We start from the raw sequence: 19276 nt of genomic DNA on the forward strand, positions 1-19276 counted from the left end.
ATCTCAGCCGAGGCCTGTTGCGGCTTCGTAGCCTCCTCCGGCAGCCTTCCTCCGGGTGGAGCGCCCTCGCCCGCCCGAATGGCCGGAATTGAGGGACGACCGCCTGAAACGGCGAAAACGATGTCGTGACCGTCTGAAGACCCGGACTGGCCGCGCGGCGACCGTGATGGAGTGACCGGAAACGAAGCCTGGCGCGCTTGTGCCGAAGCCGCGCTTTATTTGCAACCCGCCCGAAAGTCTGAAACGGAAACGAGCGCCTGCGGAAGCGCTTTTAGCGCGCTTATAGTTCACAAATTATTGTTGTAAATCATTTAATTAACAAATTTTAAATTTTGTAGCCGGCCCCTAGACCACCCGCGGAAAACGGGTTTCTTATGACAAATTCCGTAAGTTGTAATAGGGCTCGGCGCCCGAGATTCGGCTATGATCACGACATTCAATAGCGGCCATGCGTCAGAGCCCCCTGCAAAAGATCGATGAGATTCTGCATTCGCCGCTCCACGCTTGTCCGCAATTCGCCGCGATCGAGCAGAACACCGGCAGGCGACAGAAACCGATAGAGCGCATCGATCACCAGCGCCTTGGCCGCCATCATATCGGTAATGACGAACAGGCCGCCGCTCGTGCCTTCTTCCAGAATCCGCTGAATTTCAAGCCGGCATCGGTTGCGATGCTTACGTGCTATCGGTGCGTCACGCTCGGCCGCAGCGACAAAAAGCTGGAACAGGGGCGCGTCATTTTCGAGCTTGGCGCGATAGGCCCTGTGGATAGCGAAGAGAATCCGTTCGAGCTTGTCGAAAGCTGGATCCGGCGCATCGCCGATGGTGCGAAGGCCAGCCTCCAGCGGTTTCAGCCAGGAAGCCGTGATTTCCTCGATCAGTGCCTCTTTCGAGGGAAAATATCGATAGATATTGGCATGCGACATACCGGCTTCCTCGGCAATGCGCGTGACTGTCGTCCGCGCGAGGCCGTGGCGGCGAATATGCTCTGCGGCAATATCGAGTATGCGCGCATCGGTGGCAGGAGCGACCTGCGGCGGCATTCTTGAGCGCAACGGGGACCGCGTCATGGGCCCATCACCGATCACAGTCGGCGGCGATGCGATCCGATGCAACCGGTCTCGTCTGCATTGGGCCGCATCGGGTCGCATCGCCCGCCTCAACCCTTGTGACGGCGCGCTCTAGAATGCCGCGCATATCAGCTTCCCGCAAAATCCCATTCCCACGCCCTTAGAGCATTTTCCAATAATGTTGAATCGCCCCGAAAATATCCTGTTTTCTTGAGTGGGGCGTTTCTGGGTAGATCCGAAAGCCCTAGGTCTCCACAAGGCCGGTCGAAAGACCGGAGCCTTGTGAATCGATCGTGCCATGCGGCAAGGCGAAATAGGAGGAGGACTGCATTTCGATGAGCCGCGACACCGTGCGGTCGAATTCGAAACTTTCCGTTCCCTGCTCCGCGCGATAAAGCTCAGTTGGCGGCGCCGCTGCCGAGGCGATCAGTTTGACGTGCTGGTCGTAGAGTGCATCGACCAGAAGAATGAACCGTTTCGCACTATTGCGGCGATCGGCGTCGATGATCGGAATATGGTCGATCAGCACGGTATGGAAATTCGTCGCTATGGTCAGGAAATCCGTGGCACCGAGCGGCGCGTCGCAGAGATCTGAGAAATCAAAACGGGCCACATGTGCCTTCGCCTGCGGCACCCGCACTTCGCGGTCGAGCAGCTCCAGCTTGACCGGATCGCCATGCTCGACGCCAGTGAGAAGCTTGAAAGCCTCCGTCATCGCCCGATCGGCCCGCGCATCGGCCGGCACATAATAGACGGGCTGGCCCTGCAGCTTTTCGAGGCGGTAATCGGTGCGTGCAACGAGCTGCACCGGTTCCATCTTCTCCTCTATCAAGCGGATGAAAGGCAGAAACAGGGCCCGGTTGAGGCCATTGGTATAGAGATCTTTTGGCGCGACATTGGAGGTCGCGACGATCACGACACCGCGCGCGAACAAAGCCTCGAACAGACGGCCGAGAATCATCGCATCGGCGATATCGGTCACGGTGAATTCATCGAAACAGAGCAGCGCGGTCGCATCGGCAACGGCTTGCGCCACTGGCTCGATCGGATCGTCACCCTTGACCAGCCCCTGTTTCAGCTTCTGCCGCCACGCATGGATGCGGGCATGGATCTCGGCCATGAACTCGTTGAAATGGCGGCGATGTTTATGCGCCACTTCCACCTCTTCAAAGAACAGATCCATGATCATCGTCTTGCCGCGCCCCACCGGGCCGTAGACGTAAAGACCGCGCGGCCCCACGACTGGTTTACGCCCAAGCAGCCAGCCAAAGGGACTCGACCGCTTCGGCAAGGCATAATTCTGAAGCTCCCGGCACAGAAGATCCAGCTTGCGCAAGACTTCGATTTGCGCGGGGTCAGGTTCGAGAAAGCCTTGTGTGGTCTTTTCCTTGTAGAGATCAAGAAGCGAAGCGGACATGAAACCTCGGGCCGGGTGATGCCAGACCTGCGAACCGTCCAGGAATTATGGGAAACCGGTGGCGCTGCGGTCGCAGGAGAGATGGAAAATGCTTCAGTATCGGCATTGCACCAAATACACGCGCCAGCCTTCTGACAGCATTTCTGAACGGCAAGGATAGCGATGTCGACAGCATGAGGACAGGCCGCATTTCGAACGTATCGAAAACAATCCGCGGCGGGCATCCAATAGGCCGCAACGGGCGGAATATTGGCTCGATATTTGCTTTTTAGCTACGCTATGTGGAAAAATGCGGAAGCGATCCGGCCTCTACTCATCAAGCAATATTGGCCGTCGATATTGGATTGGTGCTTCAGCTTCTGCCGGCTTGCGAATTCTCTGACAGGCTCGCCACCCCGTGCCGATCAATCCAGGCACGGCAAGCGGCTCGTTTTACAGCCCGATCGAGAGGGCTGTGGCCCAGGATTGGTGTATCTGTCCGGCAGACGTGACTACGGTGCAAACGGGAATCCTGCTCTATTCCTCGCGCATGAAGTGCGGCTGCCGCACGTGAGCGCCAATTCCGGGGAAGCGGGCTTGACCGGCGCCATCACAGGAAACGCCGATTTTCGATAGGCGAACCAGTTCGGCCGAGCAACCGGCCGCAAGGACCAAATGAAGCTTTTGCCGGGTCTCACGCAATACTTCATTCAAAAACAAGCGCATTTTCATTGTGTTAGAGTGCTTCGGATCTATCCGGAAACGCTTCACTCGAAAACAAGAGCATTTTCAGGCTTATCGGAAAAGGCTACCGGCGGATTCGAAATCCGCCCGCATCAAGCAACCTGGTGACGTCGATTTCACAGAGAAGGTGCAGTCAATCGCAGCTTTAACGATAAGAGGCATCTTTGGTATTTGGCAGGAAGCGTCTTCCTAACGCCATATTTTGCGGGTGGAAAATATTAACCATTCGATGAAATCGTTTCGAAGCGGGATCGGGAAGAATAGGCTGCCTTCCTATCTCTTCTGAAATGCACGAAGCTCATGCTTCGGCGTTTCTCCGAATGGTCGTAGCAACATAGAGTGCCTAGGGCACTCGCGGAGGCTCGGCTCCGCCTCGGTCCAGATGATCGCCGCCAGTGCCGGAAGAGAGGTCTGGGGGAAAGTAAAAGGACCGCGAGAAAAAACCGAGGAATCGAGAATATTATTGTCACGCCCGTCGGACCGCAGCTTGTCACGACCGGGTCCAAGGATCGCGAAAGGAAGGATTCGCAATGCCCGTCGGGAATAGTGGACTGCCGTTTGCTCTCATTTGTGCTTTCTTATTTGCCTGGTCATCTTCTTCCCCGGCGGCTCCCCTCACCCAAAAGGATTTTGCGGATTTCCAATCCTTGCCCGTCACGCCAGTCGTGGTCTTCGGCCGCAACAGCCGACGCAGTGTTGATGATTTTGCGACTGACCACCGTCTCAATCCCGAGCGCCTCCGTCATGATTTCGAAGCGGCCGGATTGATCGAATGCGGGCAGGCACATGGCGCAGGCCAGCTTACGCTGGCCAATGATGTGGTGACGACCGCCGCCCATGTCTTTTTCGACGAACAGGGACACCCGCGCGCCAAGAGCTGCACTTTCGTCGCGGAACTCGGCGGCAAGCCAGTGCGCATCCCGATCGATCTGCATTCCATCGTCGCCGGCTCCACCAATCCCTATGCCATCGCCGCCGTGCACGATTGGGCCGTCGCGCATCTGACGCGACCGCTCGAAGGTGTCGTGCCGTTCAGCCTCGCAGGCAGCGTCCATGGTAATGAACCAGTCGAATTCGTCGCGCGCGGTCATATTGATTGGGGCGAGGGTCGCAGGCTTTCCATGGAGCAATGCCGCCTGCGCGATCAGCTTTCGATCGGCAGTGAGGGCACACGGGAATTCTCCTTCGATTGTGAGACCGGCGACGGCGCCTCTGGCGGTGCCGTGGTCACCGCCGCCAACAAACCGGTCATCGGCGCGATCCTGGTCGGATGGCGCAGCACCAAGCCATTCATTTCCGCGCCCTTCTCCAACACCCATTATAATTTCGCGGTTTCGATCGAAGGCGCCTTCAAACGAGCGGTGATTGCTGCGGCAGCCACGTCCGCAACCACTGTGGCAGGAGCGGGGATGACGTCGGCGGGACCATCCACCAAATTGGCCGCCCGGGCGCGGTAAGACTTAAAGCCTCACCAGACTGTCGAGTGATGCTCTCTGTGAGGAACCAGATGCGCTCCCGCGAAAGACTCACTCTTTCGCGGGAGCCGGTACTTTCACCCCCGCGCAACGGCCGCACCATCGACAATTGCGGCTGAAGGGGTTGCAGCGCACTGTGGCGCGTGCCCTGGGGTGTGCCCGTACTAATGGTCATAAATCCGTTGCACCGGCGAATTTCTGTCTTTCATTTGGGGGACAAAAGGTTATTTGCTGAAGGTGTCGCCAAGGATTACAGATAGCGCCTGTCGGTGCCCGTTCCGCTATGCCGCAAGCCGGCGGATGAAACCGATCGTTTGTCCTATCTTGCCGACTCTGTTCGGGATAGGTTCAGCCTCCATCGTGCTAAATGATTTCAAACCGCTTCCGGCATCCGCCTGGAGCATTTTCTGTTGCCTTTGATTCGCCTCGCGATTTCACAGAATTGAAAATGCTCCAATTTTGATTGGAGCGTTTCGGGATTTATCCGAAACGCTCTCGCGGCTGCCGGAGATCGCCTTCTGGAAAGCCCATCCACCTCGGCTGGATGCGCAAGCAGGGATGAAAGCCCGTGTCGCCCTTCGCTCATGTTGAACTCTTGCCCCGTGACCCCGTTCTCGGCATTACCGAGGCTTTCGTGGCCGATACCACGCCGACCAAAGTCAATCTGGGCGTAGGCGTCTATCTGGGTGAAGACGGCCGTGTTCCGCTTCTCGATTGCGTGCGCCAAGCCGAAGAAGAGCTTCTGCGCCGCAAAGCCCCACATGGCTATAGTCCGATCGACGGCATTGCCGCCTATAATAGTGCTGTGGGGAGCCTGATTTTCGGCAGCGAGCGGCCCAATCTCGACGAGCGCATGCTGACCGTGCAAGCTCTCGGCGGCACCGGTGCGCTGAGGCTCGGGGCAGATCTTCTGCGAATCACCAATCCTTCGGCCCGTGTCTTCATCAGCGATCCAAGCTGGGAAAACCACCGCGCCCTGTTTTCCGCCGCCGGTTTCACCGTCGAGGCCTATCCCTATTACAAGGCCGATGGAACGGTCGATTTTGCCGGTCTGATGCAGACCCTCGGCACCCTTCCCGCCGGTGAAATCGTGGTGTTGCATGCCTGCTGCCACAATCCCACAGGTGTCGATCTTGACCCGGGGCAATGGGGCGAGATCCAGGAATTGATGGCCAAGCGCGGCCTCATTCCCTTCCTTGATGCTGCCTATATCGGTTTTGCCGACGGGCTCGACGCCGACCGCCGGGCGATCGATCTTTTCGCCCGCAGCGGCATGCCGTTCCTGGTGTCCTTCTCCTTCTCCAAATCCCTTTCGCTTTACGGGGAACGCGTCGGCGCACTCGCCGTCGTAACCGGCAGCGCCGCCGAACGCGCCCCGGTGCTGAGCCAGGTGAAGCGCATCGCCCGCACCACCTATTCCAGCCCGGCGACCCATGGCGGCGCGATCGTCGCCACCATTCTGGGCGAACCCGGCCTGACAGCCCTGTGGCACGATGAACTGGCTTTGATGCGCGACCGCATCAAGACCATGCGTGAAGGACTCGCCACGCGCCTCAACACCCAATTGCCCGGCCGCGACTTCAACTTCATCGTGTATCAGCGCGGTATGTTCTCCTATTCCGGCCTCTCGAAAACTGCGGTCGAGGCTCTGCGGCAGCAGTTTTCGATCTATGCGCTCGACAGCGGCCGTATCTGCGTCGCGGCGCTCAACAAGGCCAATCTCGATTACGTGGCAGAAGCAATCGCCAAAGTGCTGCGCGAGAGCGACAGTCAAAGCCTTGTCGCCTAAAAATTAGGCTGGCGCGCCCTCTCACGGCGGCCAGCCTCTTCATTTCCAGCAGATTTCCCGACCTCGGATGTTCTTGGACTATCTTCCAAGCGGAGCGTTTCTGGATATATCCAAAACGCTCTAGCGCAACCGCTGGCATAAAAAACGCATGTGCTAAACCAGGCAAGTATCCTGGCTTGGCACATGCGCTGAGGTCGGGTCCTCATCGGACGCCAAAAATTTGAAGATGCCCCGCAAGAAAACCAAGCAAATCGCTCAGCTTCTCTTAACCGGAGAGATTGACGATAAGTTCTGGGAGTTTGCTGCCGGGAATCAGGCCGCGATGGAAGAAGAGGAACGGCCGACGCCAAGGCTTTGCATGAAAGTGGTGATCGCCTGAGTACGGCGGTCACAGCCGAGTTTCTCGAGAATAGCCGAAACATGGCTTTTGACGGTGCCTTCCGTCAGGCCCAATTCCCAGGCAATCTGCTTATTGAGTAAGCCGCGGGTCATCAGTTCAAGAATTTCAAACTGACGATTCGAAAGGCGCCCAAGGCCTGCGGCGTTCGGTGCGACATTAAGGGATTTGGTGATGGAGCGGCGTCCCGCCAGAAGATCACCAGCCATATCGATGAAAGCCTGCGGCTCGGCATCGGGATGGATGACGCCGGAAACGCCGCGCGTTTCGAGCAGTTTCGTGCCGGTTGAATCCGGCGAGGCAACGATGGCAATGGCGATGCCACGGTTATGAAGATGCGGGCGCTGCGCGGCGTCGGCTTCTTTTTCCAGACTGGTCCAGCTGTTGATGTCGCAGATGACGATGTCACCCGCCTCTGACTGATCGAGAATTTCGCTATCGGCATGCGCCATGCCGAGAATGGTGTGGCCAGCGAGCGGCATGGCCTTGCCTAGAATGGTTTCGATGGCAAGCCGCATAAGCGGCACAGAATGAACGATAAAAATTTTTCCTTTGACGAAAGGCTTGGCCCCAATCGGGAGAACCGGTTTCTCGACTGACTGCAATGTCACGGAAGCAGGATTCATATTAAAACCTCCATCGAACGACTAGGTCGTTATGCAGGCTTTACAAAAAAGCACGGACAGAATCCCGAAAAAAAGGGCCGTTTTGCAAATTGCTTGCAAATGAGTTTCGCAATGTTACATTTGCGAAATGCGACAAAAATTTTTTGCGGGTACCCAGATTCGCCGCTTACGGGAAGCGCATGCCCTGACGCAGGGTGCCTTCGCCGAACGGCTCGGCATCTCGACCAGCTATCTCAACCAGATCGAGAATAATCAGCGACCGCTCTCGGCCTCGGTACTTCTGAGCCTCGCCCAAAGCTTTTCCGTCGATCTCACCGAATTCGCCCAGGAAGATACCGACAGGCTGCTCGGCGATCTCAAGGAGGCGCTGGCCGATCCTTTGTTTGCGGGGCTGACGCCGAGCGGCCAGGATCTCAAGCTGATCGCAGGCAATGCATCTTGGTTCGCGCATGCGTTTTTGCAATTGCATATGGCGTTTCGTCGCACCAACGAACGTATGCAGAACCTCGATGAGGATATTGTGCACAGACCCTCGAACGCCGCCAATGAGGCCGGCGTTCTCCTCCCCTATGAGGAGGTCAGGGACTTTTTCCATTATCGCGGCAATTACATTGACGTCCTCGACACGGCGGCCGAGCAGATCGCCGAGGAAGAGCTCGGCATCGGCGAAGGCTCGAAGGTCAATGAGCTCGCCGCTTATCTCCTGCGCCGCCATGCCGTGCGCGTCGAATGCGAAAAGGTCGATCCGGCCTCCCGCTTCATGCGCCGCTACGATCGCGTCGGGCGCGTCCTCTCTCTGCGCGACGGTCTCGACCAGCCGAGCAAGGCCTTCCTGATCGCGCATCAGATCGCCCATCTCGAACAGGGTGACACATTCGAGGCGATCATCGCCGAGGCGGGTTTTCGCGCGAGCGGCGCAGCCGGGGTTACGCGTATCGCACTCGCCAATTATTACGCCGGCGCCCTGATCATGCCTTATGAGCGTTTCCTCTCCGCCGCGCGGGCAACCCGCTATGATGCCGAAAGACTCTCCTTGATGTTCGGCACCAGTTTCGAACAGGTCGGCCACCGGCTGTCCTCGCTTCAAAGACCGAATGCGCGCGGCGTTCCCTTTTTCTTCGTGCGCATCGACCGCGCCGGCAACATTCTCAAGCGCCATTCCTCGACACGGTTTCAATTCGCTCGGTTTGGGGGCACCTGTCCCTTGTGGAATGTCCACGAGGCTTTCGAAGTGCCGAACCGCACTCTCGTCCAGATCGCCGAAATGCCGGATGGCGTCCGCTATCTCTGCATCGCCCGCTCCGTCACCAAATCAGTCGGCTGTCACCTCGCCCAGCCCCGGCATTACGCGCTCGGCATCGGCTGCGAGATCAGCTATGCCCATGATGTCGTCTATTCGGATACAGTCGATCTGAAGAACGGCCCCGTCGCCAAGATCGGCGTGAGCTGCCGTATCTGCGAGCGGACCGATTGTCCGCAGCGCGCGGCTCCGCCCATCGATCGTGGCCTGCTCGTCGATCCCGATCGTCGCGACTTCATCCCGTTCCGCTTTACATGAACGGCATGGCACATACACATCTCACGGTGCGCTCGCTCTTCGTGCTCGGTGGGGCGCGCTCCGGCAAGAGTTCCTATGCGCAGAAGATCGCGGAATCATCCGGCCTGCGGCCGGTGATGATTGCGACTGCAGAAGCCCATGACAATGAAATGGCCGAGCGCATCGAGCGCCACAAACGCGAGCGCGGACCCGCCTGGGGACTCGTCGAGACACCATTGGCCCTAACGGATACGTTGAGGCGCCATGCGACACCAACGACGATTCTTTTGGTCGATTGCGCCACGCTCTGGCTCAGCAATCTGTTTTTGCACGACTACGATAGCGGCGAGAGGACACGCGAACTCACCGCACTCATTCCCACGCTTACCGGACCGGTGATTTTCGTCTCCAACGAGGTGGGGCAGGGCATCGTGCCCGAAAACGCGCTGGCGAGACGGTTCCGCGATGCGCAGGGCCGGCTCAACCAAGCATTGGCGCAAAGCTGCGACGGCGTTGTTTTCATCGGCGCCGGCCTGCCGCTACAACTCAAGCCCGCACCCGAACCCGCCTGGCGTTTCTGACACGGTTTCATGCCGGAACGCCGCTAACGGATGGCGGCAGATCAATCGTCCTCCGGCTCGATCTTCATTATCACGCCCGTATGCGGATCGATGGAAATGTCATAGGTGACGTCGCCTTTTCTGGCATCGACCGTCCAATGACCATCGTCCGCCTCGATTTCGCCGATATCGGTATAATCGAGAGACTTGAGTTTGGCGATGATCGTATCCGGCGGAATCCAGTCCGCGCCGGGCGTATCGGCTCGAACGCCCTGGCCGGCAGCGATGGCAAGGAAAACCGCCAGAACAAAAGCAGGCACGAAAGCCGAGCCCATCACTCTCATCACGCTCTCCCATTCTGGTTTCAAAAATTGTAAACGCCGCCCCGGACACGAGGTTCACCTTGATTTCGCTTCCATAATGCTAAGGTGCAGACCAGAATCTGTCCCGCTTCCATAGTGTTGGGCTTGAGCGCCAATATAAAGGCGCTCTTCCGGATACGTCCACGCATCGCGCGATCGAATGAAAGGGCCAGCGCGGACTTGCGAAAGTCGAACCGCTGCAACGGAGGGCGCTGGTGACCCGCCCGAGGGACGGCAAGGGCCTTCGCCATTGCAAATCTCCACCGTCCGGCATAAAACGCGCATAAGAAAATGTAGATTAGCATGAATTACAGGATTTTCATGTGAAAAAGCCCCTGCCTCCTCACCTGCGTCAACTGGAAGCCGAATCGATCTTCATCATGCGGGAAGTGGTGGCGGAGTTCGAACGGCCGGTGATGCTCTATTCCATCGGCAAGGATTCCAGCGTGATGCTGCATATCGCGCAGAAAGCCTTCTTTCCGTCGAAACCACCCTTTCCGCTGCTGCATGTCGATACGACCTGGAAATTTCGCGAAATGATCACCTTTCGCGACGAGGCGGCGCAACGTGTCGGCATGGAACTCCTGGTCCACATCAATCAGGATGGTGTACGGCGCGGCATCTCGCCTTTTGCTTCAGGCTCTTCCGTCCATACACAGGTGATGAAGACGGAGGGCTTGCGCCAGGCGCTCGATCACTGGAAATTCGACGCAGCTTTCGGCGGCGCGCGGCGCGACGAGGAAAAAAGCCGCGCCAAGGAGCGGGTCTTTTCACACAGATCCGCCTCACATGCCTGGGATCCGCGCAATCAGCGCCCGGAGCTCTGGCACCTTTACAATACACGCATCAGACCGGGCGAATCCATGCGTGTCTTTCCGCTGTCGAACTGGACCGAACTCGACGTCTGGGACTATATCGAGGCGGAAGAAATCCCCGTCGTACCGCTCTATTTCGCCAAGGAGAGGCCGGTCGTCGACCGCCAGGGCGCCCTGATCATGGTCGACGACGACCGTATGCCGCTTGCTCCCGGTGAAACACCGCGAATGGAAAAGGTGCGTTTCCGCACGCTCGGCTGCTATCCGCTGACCGGCGCGGTCCGCTCCGAAGCCGGAAACCTCTCCGAGATTATCGCCGAAATGCGCGCGTCGCATACATCCGAACGCGAGGGCCGGTTGATCGACCACGACGAATCCGGCTCCATGGAAAAGAAGAAGCGCGAGGGATATTTCTGATGGCCGAGGCCGTGACCCAGCTCGTCTCCACGACGCAGACGAAGATACAGACGCAGGATACGCCGGAACGGCTCTCCCGTCCCACCTTGCGCTTTCTGACCTGCGGCTCGGTCGATGACGGCAAATCGACCCTGATCGGCCGCCTGCTTTATGATCAGAGCCTGATCTTCGACGATCAGCTCGCCGCGCTCGAACGCGATTCAAAAAAACACGGTACGGATGGCGCCAATATCGATTTCGCCTTGCTCGTCGATGGGCTCGAGGCGGAGCGCGAACAGGGCATCACCATTGATGTCGCCTACCGCTATTTCACCACGCCACGGCGCTCCTTCATCGTTGCCGATACTCCCGGACACGAACAATATACACGCAATATGGTGACCGGCGCATCCAATGCGGATCTCGCGATCCTGCTCATCGATGCGCGCAAAGGGCTTCTCACGCAGACATGCCGTCATGCGACGATCGTGTCGCTCATGGGTATCCGCAAGATCGTGCTCGCGGTCAACAAGATCGATCTCGTCGATTTCGACGAGGCGCGTTTCAATGAGATCGTCGCCGCCTTCATGGCCTTCGCCGCGCCACTCGGCTTTGCCCACATACAGCCGATTCCTCTTTCGGCGCGGCATGGCGACAATATGTCTGTGCCAAGCACCCGCATGCCGTGGTATCAAGGCCCGAGCCTCATCACCTATCTTGAAGAGGTGGATGTCGAGCTTGACAGAAGCACCGAGCCCTTCCGCATGCCGGTGCAATGGGTCAACCGCCCGCATCTCGATTTTCGCGGCTTTTCCGGCACGCTGGCGAGCGGCAGCATCAAGGTCGGCGATGGGGTGACTGTCGCCGCCTCGGGACGCGCCTCGACAATCGCCCGCATCGTCACCGCCGATGGCGATCAGGAGAGCGCCGAAGCCGGACAATCCGTCACACTCACTCTTGCCGATGAAGTCGATATCGCGCGTGGAGACATTCTCTGCACGCCGAAGGACCGCCCGGAAGTGTCCGATCAATTCGCTGCGAAACTCATCTGGATGAGCGATGACAAGCTTTTGCCCGGCCGCTCCTATCTTTTGAAATCAGCCAGCCGCAGCGTCCCCGTCACGGTGACGGAACTGAAATACAGGCTCGACGTCAATACATTCAGCGAGCTTGCCGCCAAAACCCTCGGCCTCAATGAAGTGGGCTATTGTCATCTCGCGACGACGACACCACTCGCCTTCGACCCCTATGCGTCAAACCATACGACGGGCGCCTTCATTCTCATCGACCGCGCCAGCAATGCGACGGTGGCCGCCGGTCTCATCGCCCACGGGCTGCGCCGCGCGACGCATATTCACCGCCAGGGGCTCGCTGTCGGCAAGGCCGACCGCGCCCGCATTAAACATCAAAAGCCGGCGGTTCTCTGGTTTACCGGCCTCTCGGGCTCCGGCAAATCGACCATCGCCAATCTCGTGGAATCCCGCCTCTACGCGCATAATGTGCATACGATCCTGCTCGATGGCGACAATATCCGGCATGGCCTCAACAAGGATCTCGGCTTTGCCGAGGTCGACCGGGTGGAAAACATCCGCCGCATCGGCGAAGTCGCGAAACTGATGACGGAAGCCGGGCTCATCGTCCTGTGCTCCTTCATCTCACCCTTCCGCGCCGATCGCGATCTTGCCCGCTCGCTGGTCGATGACGGCGAATTCATCGAAATATTCGTCGATACGCCGATTGAGGATTGTATCGCACGCGACCCCAAGGGCCTCTACAAAAAGGCCATCGCCGGCGAGATCAAGAATTTCACCGGCATCGACCAGCCCTACGAGTCACCGCTCACGCCGGAACTGGTGCTCGGTAAAGAAAGCGCGCAGCAAGCCGCCGCCAAGGTCATCGCCAAACTGATCGAGGGCGGCTTTATCGACGAGATCGACAATCCCGACGACTGGTCGATTTGATAATTCAATTAATCAGAACAATCATAAAACTTGTAGAATATATTTCCGTCATCTAGACCATCGAATGCTCACATCGCGTTCGATGGTTTTATTTTTAACCCGCAAAGCGCGGTATTTATCTGCAATACCAATGAGTGCACGAATGCGTATAAAATCTATATATGCAAAAAATTATCGTACCATTGAAGACCTGACTATAAACTTCTCATCAGGATTTTGTACCATATCTGGTCGCAATAACGCCGGAAAATCCTGCATAATTAGATTGTTGTCTAAGCTGTTTCAGCCCGAACCGTCATTACCGTGGATTACCAATAATACATTTGACTACAAACAAGACAAAACACAATGGATCAGGAGCAACGATCCAATTACAATAACTTATCAAGTTGAACTAACAAAACTTGAAGATCCTGCATTGATTTCATTTATAGAAAAGATTGCTTCTGTGCCAATCGATGCTGGCGAGGTACCTTTACAAATCCAATACACGATAAGGGAGGGCGATGCACAAAGCATCAATATTCAAATTGACAACAAACCGATCGACGATCAAGCAGCAAAAGAAATCGATAAAAAAATAAAAGATTCAAATTTATTATTTCTATATAATTCTACTTCAGCAAATGAAGAGATTTATTTTGGTCATAACAGAATCCGTCAATTCTATGACTTTATGATATCAACCGATGAAAAGAAGATAATAATCGATGCCCAGAAGACAATAGAATTAAAAATGAAAAAATTGGCGAAAGAGCATACAAAGATACTCAGTGATATACTTGGACGACTCAGTGAAAAATATAACGTCGAAGCCTCTCCGCTCGAAGGATTTGCGATGAGACGCATGCCTGTTGGCATAAATCTGAAAGACAAAAATGTTGATATACCATTGAATGACTGGGGCAGTGGAACACAAAATAGAACACACATACTTATGGCAATATTGCAAGCTAACAGAATAAAAACATCTTGTGCGATAGATGAAAAAATAACTCCCTTTGTTGTCATAGAAGAACCTGAAAGCTTCCTGCACCCCTCAGCACAGGCTGAATTTGGAAGAATGCTGAGAACTCTTTCCGCGGAGTTCGGAATACAACTTATTGTAACAACACACAGCCCGTATATGCTTAATCAGGAAGAACCAACGGCCAATATATTATTGACACGGAATACTAGCCGTAAAAAAAATCTAGGAGAAACAACTCTTGTTGAAGTAAGTGGCGATAACTGGATGGCTCCGTTTGCTGACCATCTAGGAATTGATGCAAAAGAATTTAATTGTTTAAAATCCATATTTTCTGCCGCACAATCAAAAACATTGTTGGTTGAGGGTGAATTGGACGTTGCATACTTCGAGAGGTTTAAAACAGGAGATTTAGATTGCGAGAAGCTTGATAACGGCATTGAAATAGTATCCTATGGAGGCAAGGATACTCTAAAAAATACGGTCTTGATGCAATTTATCTTGAGAAGATTTGATAAAGTATTTTTGAGTTATGATTTAGATGCACACACCGAATTGAAGAGCTCTCTTGAAAAGCTTTCCTTAATACACCTACAAGATTTTGCGCCTGTAGGAGCAGAACAGTCAGGCAAAAATTGCATAGAGGGGATACTCCCCGAGAGGATACTTTCTACCGTAAACGGCCGAGAAACAGATCTAGTTATGCAGTTAGGTAGCGATGCCACCAACAAGAAAAAAGCGAAAGCAACCTTAAAAAAGAAATACCTAGAAGAATTTCTAAGAAATAATAACTACTCAAAAGAGGAATTAAAGGAATTCAGTAAGATTATTAAAATAATAAATAAAAAAATGCATTGTTGAAATCTATGCTATCTCTGCGCAGTCGTAGATCTTGAAACAATTGCCGGACAGCGACTTTTCGTATGCTGAAACATCTGATTTCGCCGCTCGCTCCGCCCGCCGACGGGCGCCAATCGGAAACCGCCCTCATGGTCGCGCGCGGCACGCGGCGGCTCATGCACTCCTTGCGTTTTTCCACAGTGGCGGAACTGCCGCTGCTCTCCGGCCGCCGCGCCGATCTCGTGGCGCTCTCCGAGACGGGGGCGATCCATATCATCGAGATCAAATCCTCGATCGCTGATTTTCGCGCCGACCAGAAATGGCAGGATTATCGCGCCCATTGCGACCGTCTCTCTTTCGCCATTCCGCCGGATATGCCCGCCGAGATCATGCCTCAGGATGCCGGGCTGATCATCGCCGACGCCTTTGGCGCGATGATCCTGCGCGACGCACCCGACCATAAAATGGCCCCCGCAACCCGCCGCGCCATGCTGCTGCGCTTCGCCCATGCGGCGGCGCGCAGGCTGCACGGACTCAGCGATCCCGATCTTGATGCCGGCGCCTGATTGTCACGATCAGGAGGCGGGGGTGACAGCCTCGCCTAATGCCCCAAGCGCCGCCGCCATATGCTCCGGCACGGGTGCCTCGACCTGGATCAGCGGCTTGTTCTTGTAGAGTGGAATCTCGATGGCGCGCGCATGGAGATGCAGCGGCACAACACCATTACGGCCGGTGCCATAGATCGGATCGCCGAGGATCGGAAAACCCACGGCCGCGCAATGCACCCGCAATTGATGCGTGCGGCCGGTGAGCGGCGTCAACGCCAGCAGGCTTTTTCCTTCGGCGCTTGCCAGCACCCGCCAGCGCGTCTGCGACGGCGCGCCTGCGGGATCGACCTTCATCCACCATCCGCGCTCGGCGTCGCGTCGGCCAAGCGGCAGATCGATCAGACCTTCCGCCTCGGCCGGGCCACCCTCAACCACCGCCCAATAAGTTTTGGCGATCTTTCCTTGTTTGAACAGGAGCGCCAGCTTTTCCAGGGCCTTGTGATGGCGGCCGAGCACCAGACAGCCGGAAGTGTCGCGATCGAGCCGATGCGCCAGCGCCGGACGGCGCGGCAGGCCGAAACGCAGGGCGTCGAAAAAGGCTTCGAGATTTTCGCTGCCCTTTCCTTCCCTGGCGGCACTGGCGCTTTGCGGCCCCCGATGCACGGGAATACCAGCCGGCTTGTCGATCACCAGCATCAAAGCATCGCGGTAGAGGAGCCGCGCCTCAATATCGCGGCCATGCCAGATCGGCTCGCTGAAGACCATATCCCCTGAGGCGCTTTCCGATCCGTTCACGAAGCCTCCACAGAAAAAGCCGGGGCGAGAAGATGAAAGAAAGTGCCGCTGACTGGTCCGCGCCGCCCGCCTGAATGTGCGGCGCCGCCCTGCGCATCTTTCACTTGCGCGAAGGGCGCATCATCGCCCGGTTGCGTCACGGTCGCATAATGAAATTCATGGCCACGCAACAGGCTACCCGCCCGGCCAAGCGGACCCTCACGATCGAGAAGCGCGGTGCGGTAGCCGAGATGCAGACGCCGCTTCTCAAAGCTGCAGCCATGACTGAGCAGACCCGCCATGCGATGTGTGGTGCCCGCCGCGTCGGTGAGGCTCTCGCCCAGCACCATATAGCCCCCGCATTCGCCATGAATCCCTTTTGCATCGCCTTCCATCGCGAAACGGGAGAGACCCGCCAGAAACGCCGATGCGGCGGCGATGCGGCCGGCATGAAATTCGGGATAGCCGCCGGGCAGCCAGCAGAAATCGCACGCCTGCGGCGGCGCTTCATCGGCAAGCGGCGAGAAGAAGCTGAATTCCGCGCCGGCCTGACGCCAACCGAGCAGGACATGCGGATAAAGAAAGGAAAAAGCCGCATCACGCGCAATGGCGATCCTCTGCCCCGGCGGCGCCAGCATGCGTGGCTCCAAAACCATATCGTCCGGCGCCGATCGCGCCAGATCGCAAAGGGCGGCGAGATCGACATTCGCAGCAATGAAATCCGCCAGGATCTCAAGTTTCGCGTCGAGATTTTCAGTTTCGCTCGCCTGCACCAGGCCGAGATGGCGCTCCGGCCAAGACATGGCCGCATCGCGCGGCAGGCTGCCGAGCACCGGAATGTCGAGCTCTTCGATCGCCCCCGCGATGAGGCGGCGATGGCGCTCGCTCGCCACATTGTTCAGGATGATGCCGCCGATGCGGATGCGCGGATCATAGGTGCGGCATCCTTGCGCAATGGCGGCTGCCGTCTGAGCCTGTCCCTTGACATCGAGCACGAGCAAGACCGGCCAGCCGAACAAAGCCGCGAGATCGGCGCTCGCCCCGCTCTCACCGGAGGGCGCGGCAATGCCATCGAAGAGGCCCATCGAGCCTTCACAGAGGACCAGAGCGTCATCGGAGCCCGCAGCGCGCGCCAGCGCCGCGAGCAAGGCCGCAGGCATAGCGTAACTATCGAGATTGTAGCTCGCGCGGCCCGTCGCCGCCTCATGCAATGCAGGATCGATATAATCAGGCCCGTTCTTCGCCCCCGCGACGAGAACACCCATCCGGCGCAGGGCGCGCATCAGCCCGAGCGTGAGCATGGTCTTGCCGCTGCCGGAACGTGGTGCGGCAATGACGAGGCCCTGCGGAAAATGATGCTGCTTCACTTTTCCTTCTCCGCACTCTCGCATACGCACTGCCCGCCGCATCGCGATAGCATCTTTCCAATTCGGATCAAAACCATTGAAAAAGCATTCGATCTATTGAAAGGGAGCGGGTGCGGGCAGTCGCGGATGGAAAGCAAAGGAAGAGGATGGGCGAGCGGGACGAAGCCTCTCCACGAAGCAAGGCCCTGGCCGGCGCGCCGCAATCCGGCGCGGCTGGGCATTCCCTTGATGGGCATTCCCTTGGCCAGGCCACGTCCTCAAGTGGGGAGACGAGCGCGCCCTCGCCCAACCCACCCTTGCGCAAGGGATGGACCACCGGCGCCTGCGCGGCGGCGGCCAGTCGCGCCGCCTATGAGGCTTTGTTGACCGGCCATTTTCCCGATCCGGTGACCATTCGCCTGCCGGGCGGCCAGACGCCGGCCTTTTCCCTCGCCTTCGAACAGCGGGAAGCAGATTCCGCCTCGGCCGGCATCGTCAAGGATGCCGGCGATGATCCCGACGTCACCCACGGCGCGCTGATCATCGCCCGCGTGCGGCGGGGCGCGGCTGGGTCCGGCATCACTTTCCGGGCTGGTGACGGCGTCGGTACGATCACCCGGGCGGGTCTGCCGCTGCCACCCGGCGAACCGGCGATCAATCCAATGCCGCGCGCCATGATCCACACGGCGCTCGCGGAGGCCGGTCAACGCTTCGGCGAGCCCGAAAACCCCGACATAGAAGTGGAAATCAGCGTACCGGATGGCGCACGCCTCGCTTTGCAGACGTTGAACGGACGCCTCGGCATCATCGGTGGGCTCTCCATTCTGGGAACGACCGGCATTGTCGTTCCTTTCTCATGCTCCGCCTGGATCGACAGCATTCATCGCGGCATCGATGTCGCTCGCGCGGCGGGCCTCCCCCATATTGCCGGGGCAACCGGCAAGACATCCGAAGATGCCATCCGCCGGATCGACGGCCTGCCCGAAATGGCTCTGATCGAAATGGGTGATTTCGTCGGCGGCCTGCTCAAATATCTCCGCCGCCATCCGGTGCCCCGCGTAACCATCGCCGGCGGCTTCGCCAAGCTGACCAAACTCGGTCAGGGCCTTCTCGATCTCCATTCGCGCCGGGGCAGCGTCGATCTCGCCTGGCTCGCCGCGCAACCTCCCGGCGCAGGCGAAACATTGCGCGAGGCGATCCGTAAAGCCAATAGCGCCAAGGAGGCTTTCGAGATCGCGCGGCAGGACGGCATTGATCTCGCTCTGCCTGTCGCCGAAGCCGCCTGGCAGACGGCGGCGAAAGTTCTCGCCGGCACACCGACCGTGCTCGATATTGCGCTCTTCGACCGGGACGGCGGCTTGCTGGCGCGAACCTCGCCACGCCCGGCACGGTGAATGCGGCGATCCCGCAAGGTGCGGTAACAAATGGCTTTCCGGCGACCACACCGCTAACGTAGCGACAGGCATGATTACGCCAGGATACAATTATTAAAATCGTAATCTTGCATGATAGAAAACATAAAATTCCACCAGCTATACATTCCTTCGTAGACAATTCAGCTACGTCACCCGGCTTTTTACATTCAGAGATATTATATCTGCGTCTTCAAACTTTAGGTCATGATTGTCAAATCGCGATGAATTCGGCTCTGCGTTACGCGGATTGATTGCGTTT

The 19276-nt window shown here is 57.4% G+C and carries 16 protein-coding genes; 9 read left to right on the forward strand and 7 right to left on the reverse strand.

Features of this window, described 5'->3' with window-relative positions; genetic code table 11:
* Positions 1–436: 436 nt before the first annotated feature.
* Both DL88_RS18495 and zapE read right to left on the reverse strand, forming a co-directional pair.
* Entirely contained in the window at positions 437–1069 is a 633-nt protein-coding gene (locus tag DL88_RS18495) for a TetR/AcrR family transcriptional regulator (protein ID WP_245270955.1), read from the reverse strand.
* A 244-nt stretch (positions 1070–1313) separates the two neighbouring features.
* Positions 1314–2486, reverse strand: coding sequence for a cell division protein ZapE (gene zapE, locus DL88_RS18500; protein WP_034999540.1), 1173 nt, complete (start codon positions 2484–2486; stop codon positions 1314–1316).
* Positions 2487–3856: 1370 nt separating this feature from the next.
* Here zapE and DL88_RS18510 point away from each other — a divergent pair.
* A complete protein-coding gene (locus tag DL88_RS18510) occupies positions 3857–4666 on the forward strand; it encodes a serine protease (RefSeq protein ID WP_245270956.1) in 810 nt (269 codons plus the stop codon).
* Positions 4667–5252: 586 nt separating this feature from the next.
* Positions 5253–6473 (forward strand): amino acid aminotransferase, encoded by a 1221-nt coding sequence (locus tag DL88_RS18515; protein ID WP_034999545.1) that lies wholly within the window; start codon positions 5253–5255, stop codon positions 6471–6473.
* 312 nt (positions 6474–6785) lie between these two features.
* Here the strand turns inward: DL88_RS18515 and DL88_RS19675 are convergent, their stop codons facing one another.
* The gene (locus DL88_RS19675) at positions 6786–7496 is read right to left on the reverse strand and encodes a helix-turn-helix transcriptional regulator (RefSeq protein ID WP_051956167.1); all 711 of its coding nucleotides are present in this window, start codon (positions 7494–7496) and stop codon (positions 6786–6788) included.
* 127 nt (positions 7497–7623) lie between these two features.
* Here DL88_RS19675 and DL88_RS18525 point away from each other — a divergent pair, with 127 nt between their 5' ends.
* Positions 7624–9054: a helix-turn-helix domain-containing protein gene (locus DL88_RS18525; RefSeq protein ID WP_034999547.1), complete on the forward strand. Its 1431-nt coding sequence runs from the start codon at positions 7624–7626 to the stop codon at positions 9052–9054.
* A 5-nt stretch (positions 9055–9059) separates the two neighbouring features.
* The gene (cobU, locus tag DL88_RS18530; protein ID WP_034999772.1) at positions 9060–9614 is read left to right on the forward strand and encodes a bifunctional adenosylcobinamide kinase/adenosylcobinamide-phosphate guanylyltransferase; all 555 of its coding nucleotides are present in this window, start codon (positions 9060–9062) and stop codon (positions 9612–9614) included.
* Between the two features lie 41 nt (positions 9615–9655).
* Here the strand turns inward: cobU and DL88_RS18535 are convergent, their stop codons facing one another.
* Positions 9656–9937: a PepSY domain-containing protein gene (locus DL88_RS18535; RefSeq protein ID WP_034999549.1), complete on the reverse strand. Its 282-nt coding sequence runs from the start codon at positions 9935–9937 to the stop codon at positions 9656–9658.
* A gap of 20 nt (positions 9938–9957) precedes the next feature.
* The gene (locus tag DL88_RS18540; protein WP_156971204.1) at positions 9958–10206 is read right to left on the reverse strand and encodes a hypothetical protein; all 249 of its coding nucleotides are present in this window, start codon (positions 10204–10206) and stop codon (positions 9958–9960) included.
* A gap of 129 nt (positions 10207–10335) precedes the next feature.
* On the opposite strand from DL88_RS18540, the gene cysD reads away from it, so the two are divergent.
* The 4 genes from cysD to DL88_RS18560 all read left to right on the forward strand — a co-directional run bounded on the left by cysD (position 10336) and on the right by DL88_RS18560 (position 15500).
* Positions 10336–11187 (forward strand): sulfate adenylyltransferase subunit CysD, encoded by an 852-nt coding sequence (gene cysD / locus DL88_RS18545; protein ID WP_051956187.1) that lies wholly within the window; start codon positions 10336–10338, stop codon positions 11185–11187.
* Positions 11187–13127, forward strand: a complete 1941-nt coding sequence (gene cysN / locus DL88_RS18550) for a sulfate adenylyltransferase subunit CysN (RefSeq protein WP_034999556.1) — start codon at positions 11187–11189, stop codon at positions 13125–13127. The genes cysD and cysN overlap by 1 nt, the downstream gene beginning before the upstream one ends.
* Before the next feature lie 64 nt (positions 13128–13191).
* Positions 13192–14955: an ATP-dependent nuclease gene (locus tag DL88_RS18555; RefSeq protein WP_084705292.1), complete on the forward strand. Its 1764-nt coding sequence runs from the start codon at positions 13192–13194 to the stop codon at positions 14953–14955.
* A 62-nt stretch (positions 14956–15017) separates the two neighbouring features.
* Positions 15018–15500: an MmcB family DNA repair protein gene (locus DL88_RS18560; protein ID WP_034999560.1), complete on the forward strand. Its 483-nt coding sequence runs from the start codon at positions 15018–15020 to the stop codon at positions 15498–15500.
* 9 nt (positions 15501–15509) lie between these two features.
* Here the strand turns inward: DL88_RS18560 and DL88_RS18565 are convergent, their stop codons facing one another.
* Positions 15510–16247, reverse strand: a complete 738-nt coding sequence (locus DL88_RS18565; protein WP_034999562.1) for an RluA family pseudouridine synthase — start codon at positions 16245–16247, stop codon at positions 15510–15512.
* Positions 16248–16273: 26 nt separating this feature from the next.
* On the reverse strand, positions 16274–17623 hold the full coding sequence (locus DL88_RS18570) for a cobyrinic acid a,c-diamide synthase CobB (protein WP_034999564.1): 1350 nt from the start codon (positions 17621–17623) through the stop codon (positions 16274–16276).
* A 146-nt stretch (positions 17624–17769) separates the two neighbouring features.
* Between DL88_RS18570 and DL88_RS18575 the strand changes: the two genes are divergently transcribed.
* Complete coding sequence (locus DL88_RS18575; protein WP_084705293.1) at positions 17770–18996, forward strand: cobalt-precorrin-5B (C(1))-methyltransferase; 1227 nt, start codon at positions 17770–17772, stop codon at positions 18994–18996.
* Positions 18997–19276 lie beyond the last annotated feature (280 nt).

The sequence above is a fragment of the Beijerinckia mobilis genome (genome assembly GCF_000745425.1).
Lineage (GTDB): Bacteria > Pseudomonadota > Alphaproteobacteria > Rhizobiales > Beijerinckiaceae > Beijerinckia > Beijerinckia mobilis.